Genomic DNA, 23,888 nt, shown 5'->3' on the forward strand with positions numbered 1-23,888 from the left:
CGTACCTTACGTGTTTGCAGTCTAGTCTTATGTCCACGAAACCGACTCTTCTTGTCCTTGCCGCAGGCATGGGCAGCCGCTACGGCGGCCTCAAGCAGATGGACCCGATGGGTCCGAACGGCGAAACCGTCCTCGATTACTCCGTTTTCGACGCCATCCGTGCCGGCTTTGGCCGCGTGGTGTTCATCATCCGCGAGGATTTCGCCCAGGCCTTCAAGGATTCCGTCGGCGCCCGCTTCGCCGGTAAAATCGAGGTCGACTACGTCTTCCAGAAGCTGGAAGACCTCCCGGAAGGCTTCACCGTGCCGGAAGGCCGCGTGAAACCCTGGGGCACCGCCCACGCCGTCCGCGCCGCGCGCCACGCCGTGAAGGAGCCCTTCGCCGTCATCAATGCCGATGACTTCTACGGCCACGACGCCTACGTCCGCGCCGCCGGATTCTTCGCCAGTCTGCCGGAGGGCAACGAAAGCGCCATGGCCATGGTCGGCTACCCGCTCGAAAACACGCTGTCCGACCACGGCCACGTGAACCGCGGCATCTGCAAGACCGATGACGAGGGCAACCTCGCCAACGTCGAGGAATACCTCAACATCGAGCGCGAGAGCGACGGCACCGTCCGCGGCGACGCCCTCGACGGCACCCGCCGCCCGATCACCGACGGCACCCCGGTTTCGATGAACTTCTGGGCCTTCGGTCCGGCGTTCTTCGGCCAGCTCGAGGAAGCCTTCCACCGCTTCCTCCTGGAAGCCGGCACCCAGCAGAAGTCCGAGTGCTACATCCCGACCGTGGTGGACCACCTGATCCACGCCGATTACGCGCACTGCCACGTGCTCAAGACCACCAGCCCGTGGTTCGGCGTCACCTACCCGGATGACAAGCCGTTCGTCGTCGAGTCCATCGCCAAGCTGATCGCCGCGGGAGAATACCCGGAGAAGCTGTCCTGAGACCCGCCACCGTTCCGGTAAACCCCGCTCAAACTCCGCCAGTCATGTCCGCTCCATCCGCCGCTCACGACCTCCGTGCCGTCACCGCCCTGTTCGACATGCGTGCCGACTTCGTGCACGCCTATCCCTACGGCTCGGGACACATCAACGACACCTACTGCGCCTGGTTCGACCAAGCCGGCCAGCGCATCCGGTACATCGTCCAGCGCATCAACCACAACGTCTTCAAGCAGCCCGAACTGCTCATGGAGAACGTGGACCGCGTGACCAAGCACGCCTTGGACCGCCTCCTCGAGGAAGGCAATCCGGAGGCGCGCCGCCGCACGCTCACCTGCATCCCGTCCCACGGCGGGAAGTCGTATGCGAAGGACCTGCAGGGCAATGTCTGGCGGGTTTATCCCTTCATCGAGCGCGCCCGCGGCTACGATGAACTGGAGACCAACGAGCAGGCCTACCAGGCCGCCCGCTCCTTCGGCGAGTTCCAGAAGCTCACCGCCGACCTCGGCGGCGACCGTCTCCACGAGACGATCCCGAACTTCCACAACACGCCGAAGCGTCTGGAGGCGCTGAAGGCCGCCATCGAGGCGGACTCCGCCGGCCGCGCCGCCGAGGTGAAGGCCGAGATCGACTTCGCCCTCGCCCGCGCCGCCGATTGCGCGAAAATCACCGACCTGATCGCCGCCGGCGAAATCCCGGAGCGCGTGACCCACAACGACACCAAGCTCAACAACGTCCTCCTCGACGACGTGACCGCCGAAGGTGTCTGCGTGATCGACCTCGACACCACCATGCCGGGCTCCGCCCTGTATGACTTCGGTGACATGGTCCGCACCGCCACCCCGACCACCCGCGAGGATGATACCGACCTGGACAAGCTCGATGTCCGTCTCGACCGCTTCGAAGCGCTGGTGAAGGGCTATCTGAGCACCGCCCGCTCGTTCCTGAACCCCGCCGAGACCGCGCACCTCGCCTTCGCCGGCAAGCTGCTCACCCTCGAGTGCGGCATCCGTTTCCTGACGGACTACCTGCAGGGCGACGTCTACTTCAAGATCAAGCGCCCGGGCCACAATATCGACCGCTGCCGCAACCAGTTCGCCTTCGTCGCGGCGATCGAGCGACGCCTGCCGGAGATGGAAGCGATCGTGAAATCCCACGCCCGCTGACCTCCAGCCCACCAGAATCCTCATGACGGAAGACCGGGATGCACTTGATCGCGTCCCGGTCTTTCCGTATGCATCCGCCGTTCCGTTTGTTCCGTTTGATTTGTATTTGATTCTGCCATGAAAATTTTAGTCACCGGCGGCTCCGGCTTCATCGGGTCGCACATCGTCGAACACTACCAGGACAAGGCGGAGGAAATCCGCGTGCTGGACAACCTCCGCACCGGCTACCGCCACAATCTGGACGGCCTCAAGCACACCTTCATCGAAGGCTCCATCACCGACCGCGGGCTGGTGAAGAAGGCCGTCGAAGGCGTCGACTACATCTTCCACATGGCCGCGCTGGTCAGCGTGCCCGAGTCGATGGCCAAGCCCGGCGAGTGCGTCGACATCAACGTCCACGGCCTCCTCAACGTGCTGGAGGAAGCCGCCGCGGCCGGAGTGAAGAAGCTCGTCTTCGCGTCCTCCGCCGCGATCTACGGCGACAACCCGACCGTACCGAAGCTGGAGAGCATGGTTCCGGAGCCGAAGAGCCCGTATGCGATCACCAAGCTGGACGGCGAGTACTACCTCGGCATGTTCCAGAAGGAAGGCCGCCTCGAAACCGCCGCCGTGCGCTTCTTCAACGTCTTCGGCCCGCGCCAGGACCCGAAGGGCGCCTACGCTGCCGCCGTGCCGATCTTCATCGAGAAGGCCGTGAAGAACGAAAACATCACCGTTTTCGGCGATGGCAACCAGACCCGCGATTTCATCTACGTGAAGGACATCGTCGGTGCCCTCACCTTCGCCGCGGAAACGCCCGGCGTCGTCGGCGTGTTCAATGCCGGTTACGGCGGCCAGATCACCATCAACGATCTCGCGAACAACCTCATCTCCGCCCAGGGCTCCAGCTCCCAAGTGCTCCACGCGGACGAGCGACCGGGTGACGTGAAGCATTCCCGCGCCAGCGCCGACAAGCTCCGTGCCGCCGGCTGGGCTCCGAAGCACACGCTGGAGGAGGGCCTCGGCGTCACGCTCGAGTTCTTCCGCAACAAGCTCGCCTGAGCCACCTTTCCCGAAACGCCGCGCCGGTCTCCGGCGCGGCGTTTTGCTTTGAAGCCCAACGAACGGAACCGGCTGGACGCCGCCAGGTAAACCGTCAGGGTGCAGAGGTGCGTTTGTCTGCGATTCTCCTACCGATCCTGTTCTCCGCCCCCATCTTTGCCCGGGAGGCGACCGATGCCGAATTGCTGAAGTGGGTGAAGGAACGCACCTCACTGGAACGCGCGACACCGCAGCCGGTGGACATGCCCCCCGCCGTGTCCCAGCTCTGCCGCCCGCCAGCCCCCCAAACGCCATCCCTTCACGAAAAGGCGACTTTCCACGTCTTCGCCAATCCTCCTGCAGTCCAACCGTTGTTCGATCCGTGGGGAACGTTTCCGGAAGGGAGCCTGCTACTGAAGGAAAAGTTCAACCGGGAAACCCACCGCACCGAACTCTTTACCGGCATGTGGAAACGCGAACTGGGCTATTTCCCCGAAGCGGGCGACTGGGAGTTTTTCACGGTCAATGCGGATGCTTCCAAATTGGAATCCCGGGGCAAACTCCCGGCATGCGCTTCGTGTCACGAAGACCTCCAGAAGGGCGATCACGTCTCGAAGAAATACATCATCCCCGCCCAACTCACCGGTGGCCGGATCATGCTCCACTCCAGCACGGCGAAAGCCACGGGAGAGAAGCTCCACTACGAGGAGGCCGAGAAAAAGAACACGCTCGGCTTTTGGGTGAACCCGGCCGACTGGGCCTCGTGGAGCTTCCAGGTGGACCGCCCCGGCACCTTCGAAATCCACGTCTGGCAGGGCTGCGGCAAGGACCAGGGCGGCAGCGAGGTCACAGTCACCAGCGCCGGACAAACCGCCACCTTCACCGTGGAGGACACGGGCCATTTCCAGAACTTCAAGGAGCGGATCGTGGGCAAGGTGACCTACAAGGAACCCGGGCCGCAGACGCTGGAAGTCCGGGTGAAGAGCAAGGCCGCCAGCGCGGTGATGGACCTGCGACAGATCATCTTGGTGCCAGTGGCCCGGGAATAGCGGCTCTTTCGCCCCGGCAGGGGCATGAGAGATGAGCCGGTCGGCAAGGAGCACAGCGACGCCGCCACCGGATGACCCACGGACCTGCAAGGGCACCCCGGAGGGCGACCGAGACGCGAGCCCCAGCTCCGCGGGCGGAATGGGAAATGGAATGCCGCAGGCCTTCTCCCCCGGCTGCGATCCCCTTCGGGATCGAATCACCTTTCCGCCTGAACCGGAGGCGTCGTCGCCAAGGCTCCAACCTCCGGCTACGATCGGTCGTCGCTCCGCGACTGAAGAGAGAGGCGGCTGTCAGGATGAGCCGTTCCAATGCCCCATCATTCCTCGACCTCCGGCATCGAGCAGGGCGGGCTCGCGCAGGGTCGCGATGCAGCCGCCCCTTCCGGCAAACGGGCCACCGCCTCCTCGACGAGCTCCTTCAATACCGACCGATGGCAGCAGCGTTCATCCTCGCAAAAGCATCCGAGATGGACCGGCCCTTTCTCCGCCATCGCCGCCACCAGATCGATCACGTGGCGGGCATCCCCTTCCGTCATCTCCGCCCGATAACGGCGGGTGAAAAAGGCAAACGTCATCTTCCCGCCGAGATAAGCCTTCACCAACTCCTTGCTGGGCGCCAGCACCGGCAGCCAGACGTCGCAATACCCCTTCTTCCGGTAATCCCCGCGCTTGATACCCCGGGGCGGCTGGCGGGTCACTCCGAGCGAGATCCCGGGCAATCCGATCGCCTCGCCATAGCGGTAGGTGATGACGTGATGCGCCATATCCCGGCAAGATAGACTCCACTCCCACAAACCGGGAGCCCGGGTTTCGGTCCGCTTTGTAGCGCCCGACCGGACATGAAAAAACGCCTTGGGGCGAACCCCAAGGCGTTTTCGCAAAACAGTGGCAACCGTTCGATCAGCGCGAGTAAAGCTCGACGATGAGCTGCTCGTTGACCTGCGGGTCGATGTCGGAACGCTCGGGCACACGGGCGACGACACCTTCCAGCTTCTCGCGGTCGATGGTGAGCCAGTCGACAAGCGGGACGGACTGCGTGAGGTCGATCGCACGCAGGGCGGCCTGCTGCGAGGACGGACGCGGACCGATCTTCACCACGTCGCCCGGCTTGGTCTGGTAGGACGCGATGTCAACGGTGCGGCCGTTCACGAGGACGTGGCCGTGGTTGACGAGCTGGCGGGCGGCCTGGCGGGTGTTGCCGAAACCGAGACGGTAGATGACGTTGTCGAGGCGGAGTTCCAGAAGCTGGAGAAGAATGGTGCCGGTCACACCACGACGGCGGGCGGCTTCTTCATAGTACTTGCGGAACTGGCCTTCGAGGACGCCGTATTGGAAGCGGAGCTTCTGCTTTTCGCCGAGGGCGACAGCGTATTCGCTCTTCTTCTTGCGGCCGGCGCGGATGCCGTGCTGGCCCGGCGGGAAATTGCGGCGCTCAAGCGACTTGGAGGGACCGAAGAGAGCAACGCCGAAACGGCGGCTGATCTTGGTGCGGGGACCGGTGTAACGTGCCATGATCGTAAATTGGGTAGGTGGATTACACGCGGCGAGCCTTCTTCGGGCGGCAACCGTTGTGCGGGATCGGGGTGACGTCCTTGATCGCGGTGATCTCGAGGCCAAGGCCCTGGACGGCACGGACGGCCGACTCACGGCCGGAACCCGGACCCTTCACGCGGACTTCGACTTCCTTCAGACCGTGGCCCATCGCCTGGCGGCAAGCGTCTTGGGAGACGACCTGCGCGGCGTAAGCCGTGCTCTTGCGGGAACCCTTGAAGCCCATCTTGCCGGCGCTCGACCAACCGATCGAGTTGCCGTTCGCATCGGTGACGCTGACGAGGGTGTTGTTGAAGGTGGCGGTCACGTGGACGATGCCACGGGTGACGTTCTTGGAGCCCTTCGCCTTGTGGATCTTGATCTCCTCTTCACCTCCGCCGATCTCGGCGAAAATGTCGCGCTTCTGCTCCTTCTTGGGAGCTTCGGCAGGAGCTTCCGCGGCGGCGGGAGCGGGGGCGGCCACGGGAGTGGCGGCAGCCTCGGGGGCAGGGGCGGCGCCCTGCGTGATTTCTTCGTCAGCCATGATAAGAATGTGCTACGGGTTACTTCTTGACGCCCACGGTCTTCTTCTTGCCCTTGCGGGTGCGGGCATTGGTGCGGGTGCGCTGGCCACGGACCGGCAAACCGCGCTTGTGGCGGATACCACGGTAGCAGTTGATGGAAGTGAGGCGCTTGAGCTGCGTCTGCTTTTCACGGCGAAGGTCACCCTCGATGAGAATCCCCTCGGCCTGGATCACCTGGGCGATCTTGACGAGTTGCTCCTCGGTCAGCTGACCGGTGCGGATGTTCGGATCAATGCCGGCGTGATCGAGGATCTTCGCCGCGGTCGGACGGCCGATGCCGAACAAATACGGAAGCGACGCTTCGATGCGCTTCTCGTTGGGAATTTCAATACCTAGGATGCGTGCCATGTTTTGCGGGGATTCGCGTGGCCCAAGCCAAGCCCGGAATCAACCGGACGCAGCGCGGGGGCGGGTGATTTAGCAGACACCACCCCTCTGGCAAGCGGGAAATCGCAAAAATTCCAGAATCGGGGACGGAATCGCCCGCTCCGGCGGACTCCCTCCCCGATGAATCTGAGGAGGTTCCGGGCGCAACGTTGGGCCGCCATGGCGCGTATTTAAATCCGCAGCGCCCCGGTCGGGCCGCGAGCGTTCTCGACAAACCCTCCATTCCACCTAGTTTCAGCAAGGTTTCGCACCTTGTCCATCTCATGGAATCCACCACCCTCGCCCCGTCCACCCAACTCCCCCCTGACGACGTCGCCGCCATCGACGAGCTCGGCCAAACCTACCGGGCGTTCCGCGAGGAACTCGGCAAGGTCATCATCGGTCAGGAACAGGTCATCGAGCAGCTCGCCATTTCCCTCTTCGCCCGCGGCCACGCATTGTTAATGGGGGTGCCCGGTCTCGCGAAGACCCTGCTGATCTCCTCCGTCGCCCGGACCTTCCACCTGTCCTTCAACCGCATCCAGTTCACCCCGGACCTGATGCCCGCGGACATCACCGGCACGGACATCATCCAGGAATCCGGGGTCGGTGGCCGTCGCGAGTTCGAATTCGTGAAGGGCCCGGTCTTCGCCAACATCGTGCTGGCGGACGAAATCAACCGCGCCCCGGCCAAGACCCAGTCCGCCATGCTGGAGGCCATGCAGGAGAACAAAGTCACCGTGCTCGGCCAGACCTACACCCTCCAGCCGCCGTTCTTCGTCCTCGCCACCCAGAACCCGATCGAACAGGAAGGCACCTACCCGCTGCCGGAAGCCCAGCTCGACCGCTTCATGTTCCTCATCGAGGTCGGCTACCCGACCGCCGAGGAGGAAAAGCGGATCGCCCGCGAAACCACCGGCACCCAGCAGGCCGACCTGAACCGCCTGCTCGATGGCGAGAAGGTGATCGCCTTCCAACAGCTCGTCCGCCGGGTGCCCGTGCCGGACCACCTCTATGAGTACGCCGTCCGCCTCGTCCGCAAGACCCGCCCGGACCAGCCGGAGTCGCCCAACTGGATCAAGGAATGCGTCGGCTGGGGTGCCGGCCCGCGCGCGGTGCAGTATCTCATTCTCGGCGCGAAATCCCGCGCCGCCCTCCGCGGTGCCTACATGGCGTCCCTGGAGGACCTGGAAGCCGTCGCCTCCCCGGTGCTCACTCACCGCGTGATCACCAACTTCGCCGCCGAATCCCAGGGCATGACCTCCAAGAAAATCGTCGAGCGGCTGCTGAAGGACATGCGGAACGAAGGCTGAAAGCCTTCGAGAATCCAGAGTCCAGAAACCAGAATCCAGACAAGAGGAAGAGAAGAGGACGATGAGTAGCCACCATTTCGAGAACCTGGAGGTTTGGAAACGGGCCTGCTGCCTGGCTGTGAACGTCTGTGTCGCGTCGCATGACAGCAAGAGTTACGCCCTCAAGGACCAGATCCAGCGTTCGGCGATTTCCATCCCCTCCAACATCGCCGAAGGGGCCGAACGCCCCAGCGACGCGGACTTCCTCCGGTTTCTCGGTTACAGCAAAGGTTCCTGCGGCGAACTCCGCACCCAGCTCCTCATTCACCGGGAAGTCTGCCGAGAACTGAACATCGAGCCCTTCGAAGGAACGCAGGCCATGATCGAGGAAACCCGCGACCTGTCCCGCATGCTCGGCGGCCTCATCCAGCACCTCGAACCCGAAGACGCGCCCCTGTGACTTCTTCTCTTCTCTGGATTCTGGTTTCTGGACTCTGGATTCCCGCCCGCGGCGTCTGCCCATGAAATACGACTTTCTAGACAGCGCCATGCTCGCCCGCCTCGGCTCACTGCCGGTGGAAACGCGGATGCCGATGCTCGGCAACGTGGCGGGCAAGCACCGTTCGCCGCACCGCGGGTCGTCCGTGGAGTTCGCGGAGTACCGGAAATACGTCGCCGGGGACGATACCCGGCGGCTCGATTGGAAGGCCTACGCCCGCTCGGACCGCTATTACATCAAGGAGTTCGAAGCGGACACCAACCTCCGCGCCTACTTCGTGGTCGATTGCTCCGGTTCCATGGCCTTCTCCGGCCAAGCCGAGGCGAAGGTCCAATACGCGCGCCGCATCGCCGCCTCCCTCTCCTACCTGCTGGTGAACCAAGGCGACGCCGCGGGCCTCTCGGTCTGCACCGACAAGCTCCACCTGGAGGTCCCGCCCAGCCGCCGCCCGGCCCACCTCGACCGCCTTTTCAGCACCCTCGGCGCGCTGGAGCCCTCCGGTGAAACCGGCCTGATCCCCGCCCTGCACACCATCGCGGAAAAGATCGGCCAGCGCGCCGTCATCGTCATCCTCTCCGATCTCTTCACCGACACCGCCCAGCTCACCGACGCCCTCCAGCACCTCCGCTACCGGAAGCACGATGTCAGCGTCTTCCACCTCATGGACCCGCTGGAGATCGGCTTCGACTTCGACCGTCCCCACCGTTTCGTCGACATGGAGGACGGCACCGCCCTCGTCGCCGAACCCACCCTCATCGCCGAGGAATACCACTCCGCCCTGCGTGAGTTCCTCAAGAACGTCCGCGAAACCTGCCACGACGCCAACGCCGGCTACCGGTTCGTGATGACGGACACGCCGCTGGAGGGATTGTTGAGGGACTTCCTGATGGGAAGACTTAGGAAGGCGAAGCACTAAGCACTAAATCCAAAATTCTAAACGAAGAGGACCGTGGATAGCGAAGGCAACCGATACGATCTTGAGGAGCGCACCTACCGGTTCGCTCTCGATCTGCGTATATGCATCGCCACCTACCGATGGAAGCGCTCCCAGTGGACAGACATTGAACAACTCCTCCGCTCATCTGGCTCTGTCGCCGCCAATTACGTCGAAGCCAACAACGCGGTTTCAAAAGCGGATTTCCTTCACCGCCTCCGGATATCAAAAAAAGAGGCCACCGAAAGTCGGCTCTGGCTGCGCTTGCTCGGAGCCACCACCAGCGACGACCGCGCCAAGGAAACTCTCCGAACGCTTTATCGTGAGTCCGACGAGCTCGTCCGCATACTCTCCACCATCCTCCGCAACTCCATCAGCTGACTCCGCCCTTCTTCCTCTTCGTTTAGAATTTTGGATTTAGTGCTTAGTGCTTCCTCCCCGTGTCCTTCCTCCAACAGTCCCTCCTCTGGTTCACTCTCGCCGCGGCGATCCCGGTGATCATCCACCTGCTGAACAAGCGTCGGCACAAGACGATCAAGTGGGCCGCGATGCAGTTCCTGCTGAAGGCCACCCGTGAATCGCGCGGGAAGAAGAAGCTGCGCCACATCCTGATCCTGACCTGCCGCGCGCTCGGGATCGCCGCGCTGGCGATGGCAGCGGCCCGGCCGGTGATGTCCGGGCTGCTGGGATGGAACGCGGGGCGGGTGGACACCGTGGTGCTGATCCTCGACCGCTCTGCCAGCATGGAGGCGAAGCCCGGCGATGGCTACGACTCCCGCCGCGCCCAGGTGCTGGAGAAGGTGAAGAACACCTTCCGCGATCTCGGCGGTGCCCGGCTGGTGCTGATCGACAGCGCCAGCGGCCAACCCCAGGAGGTGCCCTCGCCGGATGTCCTGCCGGAGCTGACCGCCGCGGGCCCCAGCGACACCGCCGCCGATCTGCCCGCGCTCGCCACCCGTGCGGCTGAGTTTTTGGCCGAAACCCAAGGCCGCGCCGAGATCTGGATCGCCACCGACCTCCAAGCGTCGAACTGGAAGGCCGCGGATGAACGCTGGGCCGCCGCCCGCGCCTCGCTCGCCGCCCTGCCGAACAAGCCTTCCATCCGCGTGCTGGGACTCACCGGCACCACCGCCTCGAACACCTCGCTACGCCTCGCCGGGGCCCGCCGCGTGGCCGACCAGCTCGTGCTCGATCTGGAAGTGCAGCGCGCCGAGGACGCCCGCGGCAGTGTGAACCTGCCGCTGACGGTGAACCTGAACGGCTCCCGCGCCACCGAATCGCTCACGCTCTCCGGACAGGCTCTGAAGTTCCAGAAACGCATCACCGTACCCGGCAACGAAGCCACCGGCCACGGCTGGATCTCCCTGCCTGCCGATGGCAACACCCGCGACAATGCCGCCTTCTTCGCCTACGGCCCGAACCGCCCGGTGAAGTCCCTCGTCGTCGCCGGCACCACCGAGGCCGCCAATTACCTCCAGCTCGCCGCCGCTCCGCCCGGGTTCGCGAACCAATCCGTCGTCCGCGTCGATCCCGCCAAGACCGCCACCCTCGCCCCCGGCGATGCCGCCTGCGTGATCTGGGCCGCCCCGCTGCCCACCGGCCCCGCCGCCGATGTGCTCCAGCGCTTCCTGTCCGAAGGCGGCCACGTGCTGTTCCTGCCCCCGGCCCAGGCCTCCACCGCGGAGTTCCTCGACATGAAGTGGGCCAATCCCACCGACGCCGCGACCGGCAAATTCTACATCCTGAAGGACTGGAACCACGACGACGGCCCGCTGCGCGATGGCGCCGATGGCACCGCAATCCCCGCCGAGCGGCTGAAGGCCATCCGCCGCCAGTTGCCCAGCGGTGATGCCGCCCCGCTCGCGAAATGGGACGATGGCGAGCCCTTCCTCGTCCGCAAGATCGTTGACCGCGGCACCGCCTGGTTCGCGGGCTCGCTGCCGGATTACACATGGTCGAACCTCGGCGACGCCGACGTGCTGCTGCCGTTGGTGCAGCGCACTATCACCGCCGGAGCCGACCGTTTCGACGCCTCCTACCTCTCCCACGTCGGCAGCGAGGAGTCGAAGCTCCTGTCCGGCGAAGCCCGCGTGCGCCTGGACGACTACGGCAGCCCGGATCCCGCCAACGCCGCCTGGGACGCGGGCATCTACAAACTCGGCGACCGCCTGCTGGCCCTCAACCGCCCGGTCGCCGAAGACGCACCGGAAATCGTGAGCCACGAAGGGCTGGCCGCCTCGCTCGATGGCACCGGCTACACGCTCTTCGAGGAAGCGGGCAAAGCCGCGGACACCTCCGGCTCCCGCGGGATCTGGAAAGCCTTCCTCTGCGCGGTGTTGTTCTTCCTCCTATCCGAGGCGGTGCTGAGCCTGCCGAAGAAGACGGGCACGGCCGAACCCGTTCCCGCCAAATCCCCGTCGCGAGCATGACCCGCAATCACGCCGCCAATTTTCATTCCGTCATTCCTTTGCCCCTCACCCTCTCCACCCTCCATTTCTCCCCGACCCCGACGACGCTGGCGATCGGCATCGGCGCGCTGCTGGCCGTGCTCGTGCTGGCGGTCCTGTCGTGGAAACGCAGCCCGCATCCGCGCCGCACCGCGTTGCTGGAGGCCCTGCGCGTGCTCGCCACCCTGCTCGTGGTCCTGCTGCTGTGGCGGCCGGAGTGGCTGACGATCACCCATCCGACGACCAAGCCACGCATCGCGATCCTGTGGGACGACTCGAAGTCGATGACCACGCTCGATGCCACGCTGCCGCCCGCGCTTTCCGACAAGGCCGAGATCGTGTCCCGCGCGGAGTGGGTGAAGCGGGCGCTGGAGAGTCCGGTGTGGAAGTCGCTGGAAGACCACGGTTCGAACGAAGTGCTGCGCCAACCCTTCGCCACCCCGCCCGCCGATGATCCCGCTGGCCTGGCCGGCACGGACATGACCACGCCGCTGCAGAACCTGCTCGATCAGGAGAACAACCTGCGCGCGGTAATCATGCTCGGCGATGGCGACTACAACCTCGGCCAGCCGCCGGTCGCCGCCGCCCAGAAACTGCGCCTCCGCGGCATCCCGCTCTTCGCCCTGCCGGTGGGCAGCCGCACCCGCCTGCCGGACCTCGACCTGCTGGCCGTCACCGCGCCGACCTACGGCATCGTCGGCGAGAACGTGCAAATCCCCTTCACCATCCGCTCCTCGCTGGACCGGGAGATCCGCACCGTGGTACGGCTGCGCGATGATTCCGGCCACGAGCGCACGAAGGACATCACGCTCGCCCCGAACACCGAGACCTACGATTCCATCCTCTGGAAGCTGGAGAAGGAAGGCAGCTCAACGTTGGAGCTTTCCATCCCGGTGGCCGATGGCGAACGCATCGAGGCCAACAACGCCCGCAAGTTCACCATCGCGGGCCGCCCGGAGAAGATCCGCGTGCTGGTGGTGGAGAGCCTGCCGCGCTGGGAATACCGCTACCTCCGCAACGCGCTCTCCCGCGATCCCGGCGTCGAGCTTTCCTGCCTCTTGTTCCATCCGGAGCTGGGCCTGGGCGAGGGTCACGACTACGTGAAGGAGTTTCCCAACAAGCTCGCCGATCTCGCGAAATACGACGTCATTTTCCTCGGCGACGTCGGCGTCCAGCCCGGCCAGCTCACCAAGGAACAGTGCGAGCTGATCCGCGGTCTGGTGGAAAACCAGGCGTCCGGCGTGGTGTTCCTGCCCGGCGCGCAGGGCAACCAGTTCACCCTGCTCGACACCGCCCTCGCCGACCTGATGCCGGTGGTGCTCGATGACACGAAGAAAATCGGCTTCACCGACAGCATCCCGTCCCCGCTCAACCTGACCTCGGAGGGCCGCGGCTCGTTGCTCACCATGCTCGGCGACACCGAGGAGGAGAACCCCGTGATCTGGCGCCGCCTGCCCGGCTTCTACTGGCACGCCCCGGTGATCAAGGCGAAGGGCGGCACCGAGGTGCTGGCCGTGCACGGCAACCGCCGCGGCAAGTTTGGCCCGATCCCGCTGCTCGTCACCAAGGCCGCGGGCAATGGCAAGGTGCTCTTCATGGGCATCGACTCCGCCTGGCGCTGGCGGCGCGGCGTGGAGGACCTCTATCACTACCGCTTCTGGGGTCAGGTCGCCCGCTGGATGTCCTACCAGCGGAACATGGCCGCCGGCCAGCGCGTGCGTGTATTCTTCACACCCGAGCGCCCTGCCCCCGGCGATTCCGTGACCCTCCATGCGAACGCCTTCGATGGAAACGGCGCCCCGCTCCAGGACGGCACCGTCACCGTCGACGTGACCTCGCCGGACGGAAAGTCCCAGCGCCTCGAACTCCAGCCGAACAACAACGCCTGGGGCTCGTTCAGCGGACGTTTCAAGATCGAAACCCCGGGAGCCTGGAAACTGCGCGGCACCGTCGGCGGCGCGGAGGACAAGCCGGTGGAAGCGACCATCCTCGCCCAGGGCGTGCAGTTGGAAAAAACCGGCCAGCCCGCGCGTTCAGAAGTCTTCGAGGAAATGACGAAGGTCGCCCGCGGCCGCGTCATCCAGCCCGATCAGATCGGCGACCTCGTCAAGGAAGTCCGCGCCCTGCCAGAACCGCGCCCGCTGGAAAACCGCATCCCGCTCTGGTCCCACTGGGCCATCGTCACGCTGCTGATCGTGCTCCTCGCCATCTTCTGGACCGGCCGGAAGTTCAACGGGGCGTTCTAGCTGGGAGTAGGGACATTCTTGTCCCGTTCTTCGAATTCAAGCCAGCGAAGCTGGGTGGTTACAGAAAACGGGACAAGAATGTCCCTACTCCCAGCCAGGTTTCGCGAACGAAGGGGCCGTGCCACGGCGCTTTGACAAAGGAGCCATGCACCGCCCATGCCCGAGGACGATCCATCGCCAAAGCTGGAGCACGACATCTGCATCCACATCTTCACCGTCTCCGCGGCGATGGTGGGGGTGTGCCTGACGGTGATCGGCCTGCTGCGGGTGGTGATCTCCATCCACAAGCAGGACACGCTGGCCGATGACTTCCTGGCCACGGACTCGGTCTTGTTCCTGGTTTCCTGCCTGCTGTCCTACTGGGCGCTGCGGACCCGCAGCACCAAGCGTATGTACCGCGTCGAACGCTGCGCTGACATCATCTTCATCATCGCGATGATCGGCATGGTGGGGGTCTGCGGCTTCGTGACCTGGGCGATCGCGCTGGGGTGATTCCCAACTTCACCAACCCTCCATCAGCCAATCTAATCCGCTTTTCGGGGTTCGACGTCGAACCATGCCACAATAGGCCGGGGTAAGGGCCCCAAGAAGAAGCGTTCGTGCTCACACTCCCGGAAATACCGGGCCTGACACTCTTCACTCGCGGTCACTCGAGGGAGAGGTTCACCGCTCAAATCAAAGGACAAATGCGTTCCCACCATCCTCTCGAAACGCTCCTTCTGCTCGATTTCGTATTCCAATTCCTCGTCCGAAAGCTCCTGCAATACATAGAGAGTGTGCTGGGCTATATCCTCTTCAAAACAACTGAACCAAAGGATTCTACCCCGAAACACCGCCAGCCCGGCGATCGGTCCGTCATAATAATCTGAAATGAAATACCACTTCACTTCTCCAGGATCGACCTCAAGGGCCGGATCGAGGAAGAAATCCTGTTTCGATGTCATAGCGGATATTTAGTGGATTACCAGCCTCACCGCCAAGGCCACCAAGCCCAGGCCAAACAGCCCGTCGATCACCGGCTGGGCCTTCCTGTAGCCGTCCCGCAACGGCCGCCACTGGAGCAGCAGTGCCCATAGCGCCCACAACGCGCCGCCTTGGATCGCAATGACTCCCCACAGCGCCCGCGGCCACCAGCCCGGGTGCTCGCCCCGCAGAAACGGCGCCACCACCGCCGCGAGGAAGACCATCACCTTCGGATTCAACAGATTGCACAACAGCCCCCTTACGTAAGGGTTGCCCTTGAGCGCAGGAGCCTCGCCCGCCCTGCCCCCGGAGTAGAACGTGATGAAACACTCCTGCAGCAGCTTGTAACCCAGCCACAGCAGATACGCGGCCGCCACCCACATCATCGCCTGCCGGAGGGCCGGAGCGTGGTCCAGGACCACCGCCATCCCGCCCACGGAGAGACCGCCGTAAATCGACAGCCCAGTCGCGATTCCCAGGGCCGTAGCCACCCCGGCCCGCCCCCCCTCCGCCAGCGAAGTCCGCGTCAGCAGCAGCATGTCCGGCCCGGGGCTGAACTGGCCCAGGGCCATGATTCCAGCGAAGGCGAGCAGCTCGGCGGTCGGATCCACGGGCCGAGGAAACAAGCCGGGCCGCCAGAGGGCCAGCAAATGCGGCGTTTCCACGCCGCGGAAGACCCGGAAATTCGCCGTTTCACCGGACGGAGGGAACATTTTGACAAATTTACGCGTCTCCCTAACCTCCCGCGCGCCGAGCCTGTCTCGGTGGCACCCTGCGTGCTAATCCCCGAATTCCCGCAACCATGGACACTCTCCGCACCTTCACGACCGGCTCCGGAGCCGAAGGCAAGTTCTACTCCCTGCCCGCGCTCGCCGAGCAGGGCTTCCCGAAGCTCTCCCGTCTCCCCGTTTCGATCCGGATCGTGCTGGAGTCCGTCCTCCGCTGCGTGGACGGCCGCAAGGTGAGTGTCGAGGACGTCCAGAACCTCGCCAATTACAACGCGAAGAACCCGGGCGAGTACGAAATCCCCTTCACCGTCGCCCGCATCGTCCTCCAGGACTTCACCGGCGTGCCGCTCCTCGTGGACGTGGCCGCCATGCGTGACGCCGCCGTGAAGCGCGGTGCCGCTCCGGAGAAGATCGAGCCGCTGGTGCCCGTCGACCTCGTCGTCGACCACTCCGTGCAGGTCGACTTCGCCGGTTCCCAGGCCTCGCTCGACCGCAACATGGCGATCGAGTTCATCCGCAACCGCGAGCGCTACGAGTTCCTGAAGTGGGGCCAGCAGGCCTTCGAAACCTTCTCCGTCGTCCCTCCGGGCATCGGCATCGTGCACCAGGTGAACCTCGAGTTCCTCGCCAAGGGCGTGCTCGAGAAGAACGGCGTCTGGTATCCAGACACCCTCGTCGGCACCGACTCCCACACCACCATGATCAACGGCCTGGGCGTCGTCGGCTGGGGCGTGGGCGGCATCGAGGCCGAGGCCGGCATGCTCGGCCAGCCGGTGACCTTCCTCGTTCCGGAAGTCGTCGGCGTTTACCTCACCGGCGAGCTGAAGGAAGGCGTGACCGCCACCGACCTCACGCTCCGCATTACTGAAATGCTCCGCAAGCACGGCGTGGTCGGCAAGTTCGTCGAATTCTTCGGCCCGGGTGCCGAGGCGCTCTCGCTGCCGGACCGCGGCACGATCGCCAACATGGCCCCGGAATACGGCGCGACCATGGGCTTCTTCCCGGTCGATGGCGAAACCATCGCCTACCTCCGCGGCACCGGCCGCAGCGAGGAACTCTGCCAGACCGTGGAGGCCTACTACAAGGCCCAGGGCCTGTTCGGCATCCCGCAGAAGGGCGAGTGCGACTACACCGACCTCCTCGAACTCGACCTCGGCGCGATCGTCCCGGCCGTGGCCGGCCCGAAGCGCCCGCAGGACCGCATCGACGTCCCGGCGCTGCGCGACAAGTTCAACGCCCTCTTCACCAAGACCTCCGGCGAAGGCGGCTTCGGCCTCACCGCCGAGCAGCGCGACCGCCGCGTGAAGCTCTCCATGCGTGAGAAGGCCGGCGTGTCCATCGACTCGCTGCTTTCCACCGACAGCAGCCACGAGAAGTTCGAAGGCGGCGCTCGCAACGAAGTCGAAATGGTGTCCAACCGCCCGACCCCGGATGCCGTGAACGAGGACGTCTTCGCCGATGGCCCGCGCGACCTCGAGCTAGCCCACGGCTCGATCCTCATCGCCGCCATCACCTCCTGCACCAACACCAGCAACCCGAGCGTGATGATCGCCGCGGGCCTGGTCGCGAAGAAGGCGAACGCGCTCGGCCTGACCGTCGCCCCGTTCGTGAAGACCTCGCTCGCCCCGGGTTCCCGTGTGGTGACGGAATACTTCGAGGCCACCGGCCTGCAGAAGGAGCTCGACCAGCTCGGCTTCCAGACCGTCGGCTACGGCTGCACCACCTGCATCGGCAACTCCGGCCCGCTGCACCCGGCCATCGAAGGCGCGATCAAGGAAGGCGACCTCGTCTGTGCCTCCGTGCTCTCCGGCAACCGCAACTTCGAGGCCCGTGTCCACGGCTCCATCAAGGCGAACTTCCTGATGAGCCCACCGCTCGTCGTCGCCTACGCCCTCGCCGGCCGCGTCGATCTCGACCTGACCACCGAGCCGCTCGGCAATGACAAGGACGGCAATCCGGTGTTCCTCAAGGACCTGTGGCCGACCCACGCCGAGGTGAAGGAGCAGCTCGCCGCCGCCCTGAAGCCCGCCGTCTACCAGAACCTCTACGGCGACCTCGACTCCGCCAACCCGAAGTGGGCGGAAATCTCCGGCACCACCGGCGCGACCTACACCTGGGACCAGGCCTCCACCTACATCCAGTCCCCGCCGTTCTTCGAAGGTGGCGCGACCAAGACCGGCGACATCCTCGCCGCCCGTCCGCTTGGCATCTTCGGCGACTCCGTCACCACCGACCACATCTCGCCCGCGGGCTCGATCAAGCCGACCTCGCCTGCCGGCAAGTTCCTGCTTGAGAACGGAGTGCCGAAGGCCGAGTTCAACTCCTACGGCGCGCGCCGTGGCAATGACCGCGTGATGACCCGCGGCACCTTCGCCAACGTCCGCATCAAGAACCAGATGATCCCCGGCGTGGAAGGTGGCTACACCCTCTACTTCGGCGACCGCGAGGTTTCAGCCCCGGACACCAGCATCTCGCTCCCGGCCGGCAAGCCGACCTTCATCTACGACGCCTCCATGGCGTACCAGGAAGACGGCACCAACCTCGTCGTCATCGGCGGCGAGGACTACGGCATGGGCAGCAGCCGCGACTGGGCCGCCAAGGGCTCCCGCCTGCTCGGCGTGAAGGCCGTGGTCACCAAGTCCTTCGAGCGCATCCACCGTTCCAACCTGATCGGCATGGGCGTGCTTCCGCTGAACTTCGTGGACAAGGCCGACTACGACCGCGTGAAGGACCTGCAGGACGTCACCTTCGACATCACCGGCCTGTCCGGCGAGCTGAAGCCGATGCAGACCGCCACCCTCGTCGTGCGTCCGACCGGCGCGGCCTCCTTCGAGATCCCGCTCAAGGTCCGCATCGATACCCCGGCCGAGGTCGATTACTACCTCGCCGGCGGCATCCTGCCCTACGTCCTCGACCAGATCCTCGAGGCCTGATCTCCGACTTCGTTTTCGCAAAAGCCGCTTCCTTCACGGGAAGCGGCTTTTTTCGTGTCCGCCGAAGGCGTAGTAGCACAAGTTTCCAACTTGTGAACCGATAGCGGGGCATTTTGGACGAATGCCACAAAACCGCTCCTCGCGCTCCGCCATTCTCGCACCACCCCATGAGCGAATATCAATATTACGAATTCCTCGCCATCGACACCCTGCTCGACAAGGACCAGCAAGCGGCGCTCCGCGCCGTCTCGACACGTGCGAAAATCACCTCACGGAGCTTCATCAATACCTACGAATGGGGCGACCTGAAAGCGGACCCCATGCAATGGATGGAGGATTACTTCGACGCCCACATCTATCTCAGCAATTTCGGCACCCCCTCGTTTCATGTCCGCTTGCCTCTCTCATTGGTCGACCTATCCACCACCCAGGCATACGAAACCGACAGCACCCTGAGAGTCGATACCACCCAGACCCACGTCATCTTTTCCTTCATGTCCGACAGGGAGCCGGAGGATCGAGATGAATACGATTACGCTGGAAACAGCGCGCTCGCTTCCCTCTTGCCGATCCGGGAACAACTTGCCCGTGGCGATCTGCGGCCCCTCTACGTGGCATGGTTGTCAGCCGCCGATTACCACGATCTGGAAGAGTCCACCCAAGAGCCACCTGTTCCACCCGGTTTGGACGAAGCCGACGGAGTCCACCACCGCCTGGCTTCGTTCCTTCATCTGGATTCCGATCTCCTCACCATCGCCGCTGCCAACAGCTTACCCGCCGAATCCGATAGAGCCACCGGCCATGAAGCTGCCAAGTGGTTGCCCAACCTCTCGCCAGCACAAAAAGACGCCTGGTTGCAGCGACTGCTGGTGGATCACAATTCCTCGGCGTTGTTCGCGCTCCAGCGTGAGTTCCACTCTGCCCACCATCCCACAGCGAACCCTCCAGCGCTCCGGAAGGTGGGGCAGTTGATCGAAGACGCCCGGAAACTGACCCGGGTCCGCCGTGCCGAGGAAGCCAGGCAACTGGCCGCGGCAAAGCTGGCGGAGGAACAACGGAAAGCGGAGCTTCGAACCCAATACCTTCATTCACTGAAAGGCCGGGAGGATTCCGTGTGGGAGACGATCGTCCACCTCACCGAATCCAGCACCGCATCCAAGTATCAAACGGCCGTCGAAAAAATCGTCGACCTCCGGGAACTCTCCCACCTCACCCACAGCTCCGACCATTTCGAGCAAAAGCTCGCGGAATTCCGGGATCTGCGTAGCCGCAAGGCGGCGCTCATCGCCAGGCTCAATGCCGCGGGGTTGGTTTGATCACACGAAATCGGATATATGGCGTCGGATCCTCATTTACCAGCGAGCCATGTCTGACTAAAGTTATTGTACGACCAACGGAAGAAACCACCTCATCCAAACCTTAAAGACCCTCTGATCTCAACAACGCCCCTCGGCTTACAAATAAGCCCTCACCATGAAGCGCATTACTCAGATCGAAGCCGAATTGCATGATCTGGAGGCGCGGAGGGACGCGTTGATTCGAGAACGAACGGCGCTGTTGATTGCCAACAACCCGCTGGATGTCGGCGTTCCCGTTTCCTTTTCTCATGCAGAAAAAATCGCTCTATTCCTCTCTCTTTTCCGCTGCCGCAACGATGTCTTCCCGAAGCTCTGGGAAAATTCGAAATTAGAGAGGAAGGGCTATTCGCCAGCATGCCGGAATGAATGGCACCGCGGGATTTGCGAGAAACCTCGGGTGAAGTGCTCGGAGTGTTTTCATCAGGCCTTTCCTCCGTTCGATGAAACCGCAGCCAGGGATCATCTCACGGGCAAGCACACCATCGGCACCTATGCCATCCGCGAGGACAACACTTGCATCTTCCTCGCCACCGATTTCGATGGTGACGGATGGGAAGAGGACATCCGAGCCTACCGTGCAGCCGCGTTGGTTCTTGGCATCGAAGCCGCCATCGAACGATCCCGCTCCGGCAATGGCGGCCATGCCTGGATTTTTTTCAGCCAACCGGTTCCCGCACTGATAGCGCGTAGACTAGGCACCTTGGTGGTAGCCAAGGCATCATCATTTCATCCAGCGATGACGCTGGGCACCTACGATCGCTTCTTCCCTAATCAGGATTCGCTGCCCGCGGGTGGTTTCGGAAATCTGATCGCGCTTCCCCTTCAAGCAAAACCAAGGGCTCTCGGAAACACAGTGTTTCTCGATGAAAATCTCGCACCTCATTCCGATCAATGGGCCTATCTAGCCTCTCTTCGAAGGACTACCCCACACCAATTGGATGAGGTTCTCCAACGGGCGTTGCCCACGCTGAAGGAGACTCAAGAGCTGGAGCAATCCGACCAGCGCTACGAAGACCGTGCGCTCGATCTGATTCCCGAGGCGATCACTCGGGGCGTTTTCACCGGAACGGGAAAGGCAGTTCGGCACGCCCAGCTTGAAATCAACACGGTGGACCTTCCTACGTGCCTGGTGGCAGCGCTCAAACGGCTCGCCACCATGGCGAATCCGGAGTTCTTTGAGAAGCAACGCTTGCGTTTCGGCACCTATAACATACCGCGTTTCATTTTCTGCGGAGAGATTCACCCGGATCGGCTGGTTTTGCCACGGGGCAGTATTCCTGAAGCCGAAAGCCTCTTCCGAAAGGCCGGTGGCCGAATGCAGATTGAGGAAAGACGTCCCAAGCCGTCCGCACGATCATTTGAATTCCGAGGCGAGCTTATTTCCCCCCAGCAAAGCGCGGTCAGAGCAGTGCTGCTCCATGAAGACGGCGTTCTGGTCGCCCCTCCCGGAGCAGGAAAGACGGTCATGGGCTGTGCCATCATCGCCAGCCGGAAAGTTTCCACCCTGGTTCTCGTGCATCGCAAACCACTGCTCGATCAGTGGAGGTCACGGCTTCAAGAGTTTCTTGGTGTGGATAAGAATGAAATCGGCGTCCTCGGACAAGCCTACGCTTCCACCCATCCCGATGTCGTCGTAGGCATGGTCCAGACGCTTTCCAAATCTCCCAATGCGACCGCTTTGTTAGAACCGTTCACGCAGGTCATCGTCGACGAATGCCATCATATTCCGGCCACCTCTTTTGAGGCCGTGATGAAAGTCTGTCCCGCGCGGTTCTTTCTCGGTTTGACCGCTACACCGATTCGAAAGGATGGCCTCCAAAAAATCCTCTTCCTCCAATGTGGCCCCATTCGTCATCGGATGGATCCGGCAGGAGACGGTGGGATCCCCCGCATGCTGATCCTCCATGACATCCATCTCGGTCTTCCGCCGGAAGGAACCCGCATGCAGATCCATCAGGTCTGGGATCTTCTCGCGAATCACGAGGCACGCAACAAGCTGATCGTTTCGGATATCGCTTCCGCCCTAGCGGAAAACCGAAATTGCGCCGTGCTCAGCGACCGCAAGGAGCATCTCGCCATCCTCTGCAACCTCCTCACCAACGATCATCCCAAAATAGCAGAACGCGTTCTCCGAATCGACGGCTCGATGGGAAAGAAGCAGCGCGCCGCGGTTCTCGGCCAAATCGATGGTCTCGCCAGCAACGGCAGCGGTTTCGCCCTTCTCGCCACCTCATCGCTGCTGGGGGAGGGCTTTGATCTCCCGCTACTCGATACTCTCTTCCTCACCCTGCCTATTTCATTCAAAGGGCGCCTCATCCAATACGCCGGACGCCTTCACCGTGCAAACGCAGGCAAGACAGAAGTCCGCATCCATGACTACGTCGAGACCGATCACCCTCTCACCGCCCACATGGCCCGCAAACGAATGGCGGCTTACCGGAGCATGGGCTATGAGATCGGGAGCACGGAGGAAACGTAGCTCAAGTTTCCAGCCTGCAGCCAAGTGCGACCAGGTCGGGAAAGCCTGAACCTGCCCCGGCATTCCACCGCTCCCGCTCACAAGTTGAAAACTTGTGCTACCTCCCCACCAGCCCCGCCATCGTCTTCGTCATGAATCTTCGCGCGGGCGGGAGGTGCTGCATCGTCCGGAAGTAGACGTGGCGGATCGGGGTGAGCCATTCGTGGTCGGACTGGAACCACGGCGTGAGCTGGCGGGTGGCGAAGCGGTAGTAGGCCAGAGTCCAGCGGCGTTCCCGCGTGTAACACGCGAGCGCTTCCTCAAGCGGCAGCCGCTCCATGCACCGGGCGAGGCAGGAAGCATCCGCGAGCGCGAGGTTCACGCCCTGGCCAAGCTGCGGACTCATCGCGTGCCCCGCATCCCCGAGCACGATCACGCCCTCGCCATGCCAGCGGGACATCCGGACGTCGCCATAGCGGGCGGTGAGGATCTGGCTCCAGTCGGTGATCTGCCCTAACAGCGTCTCGGCACGCGGACAAAGCGCAAGCACGTGTTCCTTCCACTCGTCCAGCGGCTTCGTCCGCCATGAGGCGTCCTCGGCGAGCTTCACGCTCCAGAACAAACTCACCAGTGGTTCCGTGCCGCCGATTTCCCGGCCGGTGGCGAGGAAGCCCGCGAGCCTACGCGTGCCGCGCACGATCTGATGGAGATCGTGCTCCGGAAAACTGCCGCGGTTCTCGCCGATGAACCAATGCGCGCCCCACGGATAACCGCAGTCCGAGCCTTTCAAGCCGAGCTTCCCGCGCAAGGCCGAACGTGCGCCATCCGCGATGATGAGTAGATCGAAGCCGGTTTCCCGAACGCCATCCACCATCCTCAACGTCCATTTCTCGTCGTGCCGGTCGATGTCCGCCACCTCCGCGCCCCAGCGAACCTCCACCCTGGCCTCACGCAGCGCCTCCAGCAGGAAATGCAGCAGCACCGGGCGGTGTAGCCCGGCCCCGAACATCCCCTCGCCCAACTCGCGGTAGCGCAGGTCGAGCAAGGTCTTCTCCCGCCGGTCCACCACATGCAGGCGCTCCACCCGCCCCGCACGTTCCAATACCGCCTCGCGAATCCCCAGCTCCTCCAGCACCGCCATCCCGGACGGTTGCAGCAGAAAGCCCGCCCCCACCGCCCGGCACTCCGGCGCGCGTTCGAACAGGATCACCTCATGCCCGGCCCGCTTCAGAAGCACCGCCGCCGCAGGCCCCGCCGACCCGCATCCCACCACCGCGATCCTGAGTTTCCGTTGGGGCATCGCGGCCATCGTCCATCCCCATGGCGCGGCTTACCAGCCTGCCGATACGTTTTCACAACATCTTCATTCCCCCT

21 protein-coding genes are annotated in these 23,888 nt (G+C 63.6%); 14 read left to right on the top strand and 7 right to left on the bottom strand.

Annotation, left to right across the window (positions count from 1 at the left end; all coding sequences use genetic code 11):
* Positions 1–29 precede the first annotated feature (29 nt).
* The 4 genes from llg_RS00365 to llg_RS00380 all read left to right on the top strand — a co-directional run bounded on the left by llg_RS00365 (position 30) and on the right by llg_RS00380 (position 4,176).
* Positions 30–944, top strand: a complete 915-nt coding sequence (locus tag llg_RS00365) for a sugar phosphate nucleotidyltransferase (protein ID WP_338287506.1) — start codon at positions 30–32, stop codon at positions 942–944.
* A gap of 44 nt (positions 945–988) precedes the next feature.
* The gene (locus llg_RS00370; RefSeq protein WP_338287507.1) at positions 989–2,107 is read left to right on the top strand and encodes an aminoglycoside phosphotransferase family protein; all 1,119 of its coding nucleotides are present in this window, start codon (positions 989–991) and stop codon (positions 2,105–2,107) included.
* 117 nt (positions 2,108–2,224) lie between these two features.
* On the top strand, positions 2,225–3,148 hold the full coding sequence (locus tag llg_RS00375) for an NAD-dependent epimerase/dehydratase family protein (protein ID WP_338287508.1): 924 nt from the start codon (positions 2,225–2,227) through the stop codon (positions 3,146–3,148).
* Positions 3,149–3,261: 113 nt separating this feature from the next.
* Positions 3,262–4,176 carry a cytochrome P460 family protein gene (locus llg_RS00380; RefSeq protein ID WP_338287509.1) on the top strand — a complete coding sequence of 305 codons (915 nt, stop codon included), beginning with the start codon at positions 3,262–3,264 and terminating at the stop codon, positions 4,174–4,176.
* A gap of 317 nt (positions 4,177–4,493) precedes the next feature.
* Here the strand turns inward: llg_RS00380 and llg_RS00385 are convergent, their stop codons facing one another.
* The 4 genes from llg_RS00385 to rpsM all read right to left on the bottom strand — a co-directional run bounded on the left by llg_RS00385 (position 4,494) and on the right by rpsM (position 6,638).
* Positions 4,494–4,940, bottom strand: coding sequence for a DUF488 family protein (locus llg_RS00385; RefSeq protein ID WP_338287510.1), 447 nt, complete (start codon positions 4,938–4,940; stop codon positions 4,494–4,496).
* 136 nt (positions 4,941–5,076) lie between these two features.
* A complete protein-coding gene (rpsD, locus tag llg_RS00390) occupies positions 5,077–5,688 on the bottom strand; it encodes a 30S ribosomal protein S4 (protein ID WP_338287512.1) in 612 nt (203 codons plus the stop codon).
* A gap of 22 nt (positions 5,689–5,710) precedes the next feature.
* Positions 5,711–6,250, bottom strand: a complete 540-nt coding sequence (rpsK, locus tag llg_RS00395) for a 30S ribosomal protein S11 (protein ID WP_345789185.1) — start codon at positions 6,248–6,250, stop codon at positions 5,711–5,713.
* Between the two features lie 19 nt (positions 6,251–6,269).
* Positions 6,270–6,638 (bottom strand): 30S ribosomal protein S13, encoded by a 369-nt coding sequence (gene rpsM, locus llg_RS00400; protein ID WP_338287514.1) that lies wholly within the window; start codon positions 6,636–6,638, stop codon positions 6,270–6,272.
* Positions 6,639–6,940: 302 nt separating this feature from the next.
* Here rpsM and llg_RS00405 point away from each other — a divergent pair, with 302 nt between their 5' ends.
* The 7 genes from llg_RS00405 to llg_RS00435 all read left to right on the top strand — a co-directional run bounded on the left by llg_RS00405 (position 6,941) and on the right by llg_RS00435 (position 14,566).
* A complete protein-coding gene (locus tag llg_RS00405; RefSeq protein ID WP_338287516.1) occupies positions 6,941–7,969 on the top strand; it encodes a MoxR family ATPase in 1,029 nt (342 codons plus the stop codon).
* Between the two features lie 61 nt (positions 7,970–8,030).
* On the top strand, positions 8,031–8,408 hold the full coding sequence (locus tag llg_RS00410; protein WP_338287517.1) for a four helix bundle protein: 378 nt from the start codon (positions 8,031–8,033) through the stop codon (positions 8,406–8,408).
* A gap of 61 nt (positions 8,409–8,469) precedes the next feature.
* Positions 8,470–9,363, top strand: coding sequence for a DUF58 domain-containing protein (locus llg_RS00415; protein WP_338287518.1), 894 nt, complete (start codon positions 8,470–8,472; stop codon positions 9,361–9,363).
* A 33-nt stretch (positions 9,364–9,396) separates the two neighbouring features.
* The gene (locus tag llg_RS00420; RefSeq protein WP_338287519.1) at positions 9,397–9,762 is read left to right on the top strand and encodes a four helix bundle protein; all 366 of its coding nucleotides are present in this window, start codon (positions 9,397–9,399) and stop codon (positions 9,760–9,762) included.
* Between the two features lie 59 nt (positions 9,763–9,821).
* A complete protein-coding gene (locus llg_RS00425; protein WP_338287520.1) occupies positions 9,822–11,810 on the top strand; it encodes a BatA domain-containing protein in 1,989 nt (662 codons plus the stop codon).
* Positions 11,807–14,074 carry a hypothetical protein gene (locus llg_RS00430; protein WP_338287521.1) on the top strand — a complete coding sequence of 756 codons (2,268 nt, stop codon included), beginning with the start codon at positions 11,807–11,809 and terminating at the stop codon, positions 14,072–14,074. Before llg_RS00425 ends, llg_RS00430 begins: the two co-directional genes overlap by 4 nt.
* A gap of 156 nt (positions 14,075–14,230) precedes the next feature.
* Complete coding sequence (locus llg_RS00435) at positions 14,231–14,566, top strand: hypothetical protein (protein WP_338287522.1); 336 nt, start codon at positions 14,231–14,233, stop codon at positions 14,564–14,566.
* Positions 14,567–14,598: 32 nt separating this feature from the next.
* Here the strand turns inward: llg_RS00435 and llg_RS00440 are convergent, their stop codons facing one another.
* A complete protein-coding gene (locus llg_RS00440; protein WP_338287523.1) occupies positions 14,599–15,018 on the bottom strand; it encodes a hypothetical protein in 420 nt (139 codons plus the stop codon).
* Positions 15,019–15,027: 9 nt separating this feature from the next.
* Positions 15,028–15,750 (bottom strand): LysE family translocator, encoded by a 723-nt coding sequence (locus llg_RS00445; protein ID WP_338287524.1) that lies wholly within the window; start codon positions 15,748–15,750, stop codon positions 15,028–15,030.
* An 89-nt stretch (positions 15,751–15,839) separates the two neighbouring features.
* Here llg_RS00445 and llg_RS00450 point away from each other — a divergent pair, with 89 nt between their 5' ends.
* The 3 genes from llg_RS00450 (at position 15,840) to llg_RS00460 (ending at position 22,535) form a co-directional block, all read left to right on the top strand.
* Entirely contained in the window at positions 15,840–18,698 is a 2,859-nt protein-coding gene (locus tag llg_RS00450) for an aconitate hydratase (RefSeq protein ID WP_338287525.1), read from the top strand.
* Positions 18,699–18,865: 167 nt separating this feature from the next.
* Entirely contained in the window at positions 18,866–20,014 is a 1,149-nt protein-coding gene (locus llg_RS00455; protein ID WP_338287526.1) for a hypothetical protein, read from the top strand.
* A gap of 157 nt (positions 20,015–20,171) precedes the next feature.
* Positions 20,172–22,535: a DEAD/DEAH box helicase family protein gene (locus tag llg_RS00460; protein WP_338287527.1), complete on the top strand. Its 2,364-nt coding sequence runs from the start codon at positions 20,172–20,174 to the stop codon at positions 22,533–22,535.
* A gap of 97 nt (positions 22,536–22,632) precedes the next feature.
* On the opposite strand, the gene llg_RS00465 is transcribed toward llg_RS00460, so the two are convergent.
* Complete coding sequence (locus llg_RS00465) at positions 22,633–23,814, bottom strand: NAD(P)/FAD-dependent oxidoreductase (RefSeq protein WP_338287528.1); 1,182 nt, start codon at positions 23,812–23,814, stop codon at positions 22,633–22,635.
* Positions 23,815–23,888: the final 74 nt, after the last annotated feature.

The sequence above is a fragment of the Luteolibacter sp. LG18 genome, assembly GCF_036322585.1.
In the GTDB taxonomy this organism is placed as follows: Bacteria; Verrucomicrobiota; Verrucomicrobiia; order Verrucomicrobiales; family Akkermansiaceae; genus Luteolibacter.

Coding starts and splice junctions, on each gene's coding strand:
- llg_RS00365 (WP_338287506.1), top strand. CDS start 30: ATGTCCACGAAACCGACTCTTCTTGTCCTTGCCGCAGGCATGGGCAGC.
- llg_RS00370 (WP_338287507.1), top strand. CDS start 989: ATGTCCGCTCCATCCGCCGCTCACGACCTCCGTGCCGTCACCGCCCTG.
- llg_RS00375 (WP_338287508.1), top strand. CDS start 2,225: ATGAAAATTTTAGTCACCGGCGGCTCCGGCTTCATCGGGTCGCACATC.
- llg_RS00385 (WP_338287510.1), bottom strand. CDS start 4,940: ATGGCGCATCACGTCATCACCTACCGCTATGGCGAGGCGATCGGATTG.
- rpsD (WP_338287512.1), bottom strand. CDS start 5,688: ATGGCACGTTACACCGGTCCCCGCACCAAGATCAGCCGCCGTTTCGGC.
- rpsK (WP_345789185.1), bottom strand. CDS start 6,250: ATGGCTGACGAAGAAATCACGCAGGGCGCCGCCCCTGCCCCCGAGGCT.
- rpsM (WP_338287514.1), bottom strand. CDS start 6,638: ATGGCACGCATCCTAGGTATTGAAATTCCCAACGAGAAGCGCATCGAA.
- llg_RS00405 (WP_338287516.1), top strand. CDS start 6,941: ATGGAATCCACCACCCTCGCCCCGTCCACCCAACTCCCCCCTGACGAC.
- llg_RS00410 (WP_338287517.1), top strand. CDS start 8,031: ATGAGTAGCCACCATTTCGAGAACCTGGAGGTTTGGAAACGGGCCTGC.
- llg_RS00415 (WP_338287518.1), top strand. CDS start 8,470: ATGAAATACGACTTTCTAGACAGCGCCATGCTCGCCCGCCTCGGCTCA.
- llg_RS00430 (WP_338287521.1), top strand. CDS start 11,807: ATGACCCGCAATCACGCCGCCAATTTTCATTCCGTCATTCCTTTGCCC.
- llg_RS00435 (WP_338287522.1), top strand. CDS start 14,231: ATGCCCGAGGACGATCCATCGCCAAAGCTGGAGCACGACATCTGCATC.
- llg_RS00440 (WP_338287523.1), bottom strand. CDS start 15,018: ATGACATCGAAACAGGATTTCTTCCTCGATCCGGCCCTTGAGGTCGAT.
- llg_RS00445 (WP_338287524.1), bottom strand. CDS start 15,750: ATGTTCCCTCCGTCCGGTGAAACGGCGAATTTCCGGGTCTTCCGCGGC.
- llg_RS00450 (WP_338287525.1), top strand. CDS start 15,840: ATGGACACTCTCCGCACCTTCACGACCGGCTCCGGAGCCGAAGGCAAG.
- llg_RS00455 (WP_338287526.1), top strand. CDS start 18,866: ATGAGCGAATATCAATATTACGAATTCCTCGCCATCGACACCCTGCTC.
- llg_RS00460 (WP_338287527.1), top strand. CDS start 20,172: ATGAAGCGCATTACTCAGATCGAAGCCGAATTGCATGATCTGGAGGCG.
- llg_RS00465 (WP_338287528.1), bottom strand. CDS start 23,814: ATGCCCCAACGGAAACTCAGGATCGCGGTGGTGGGATGCGGGTCGGCG.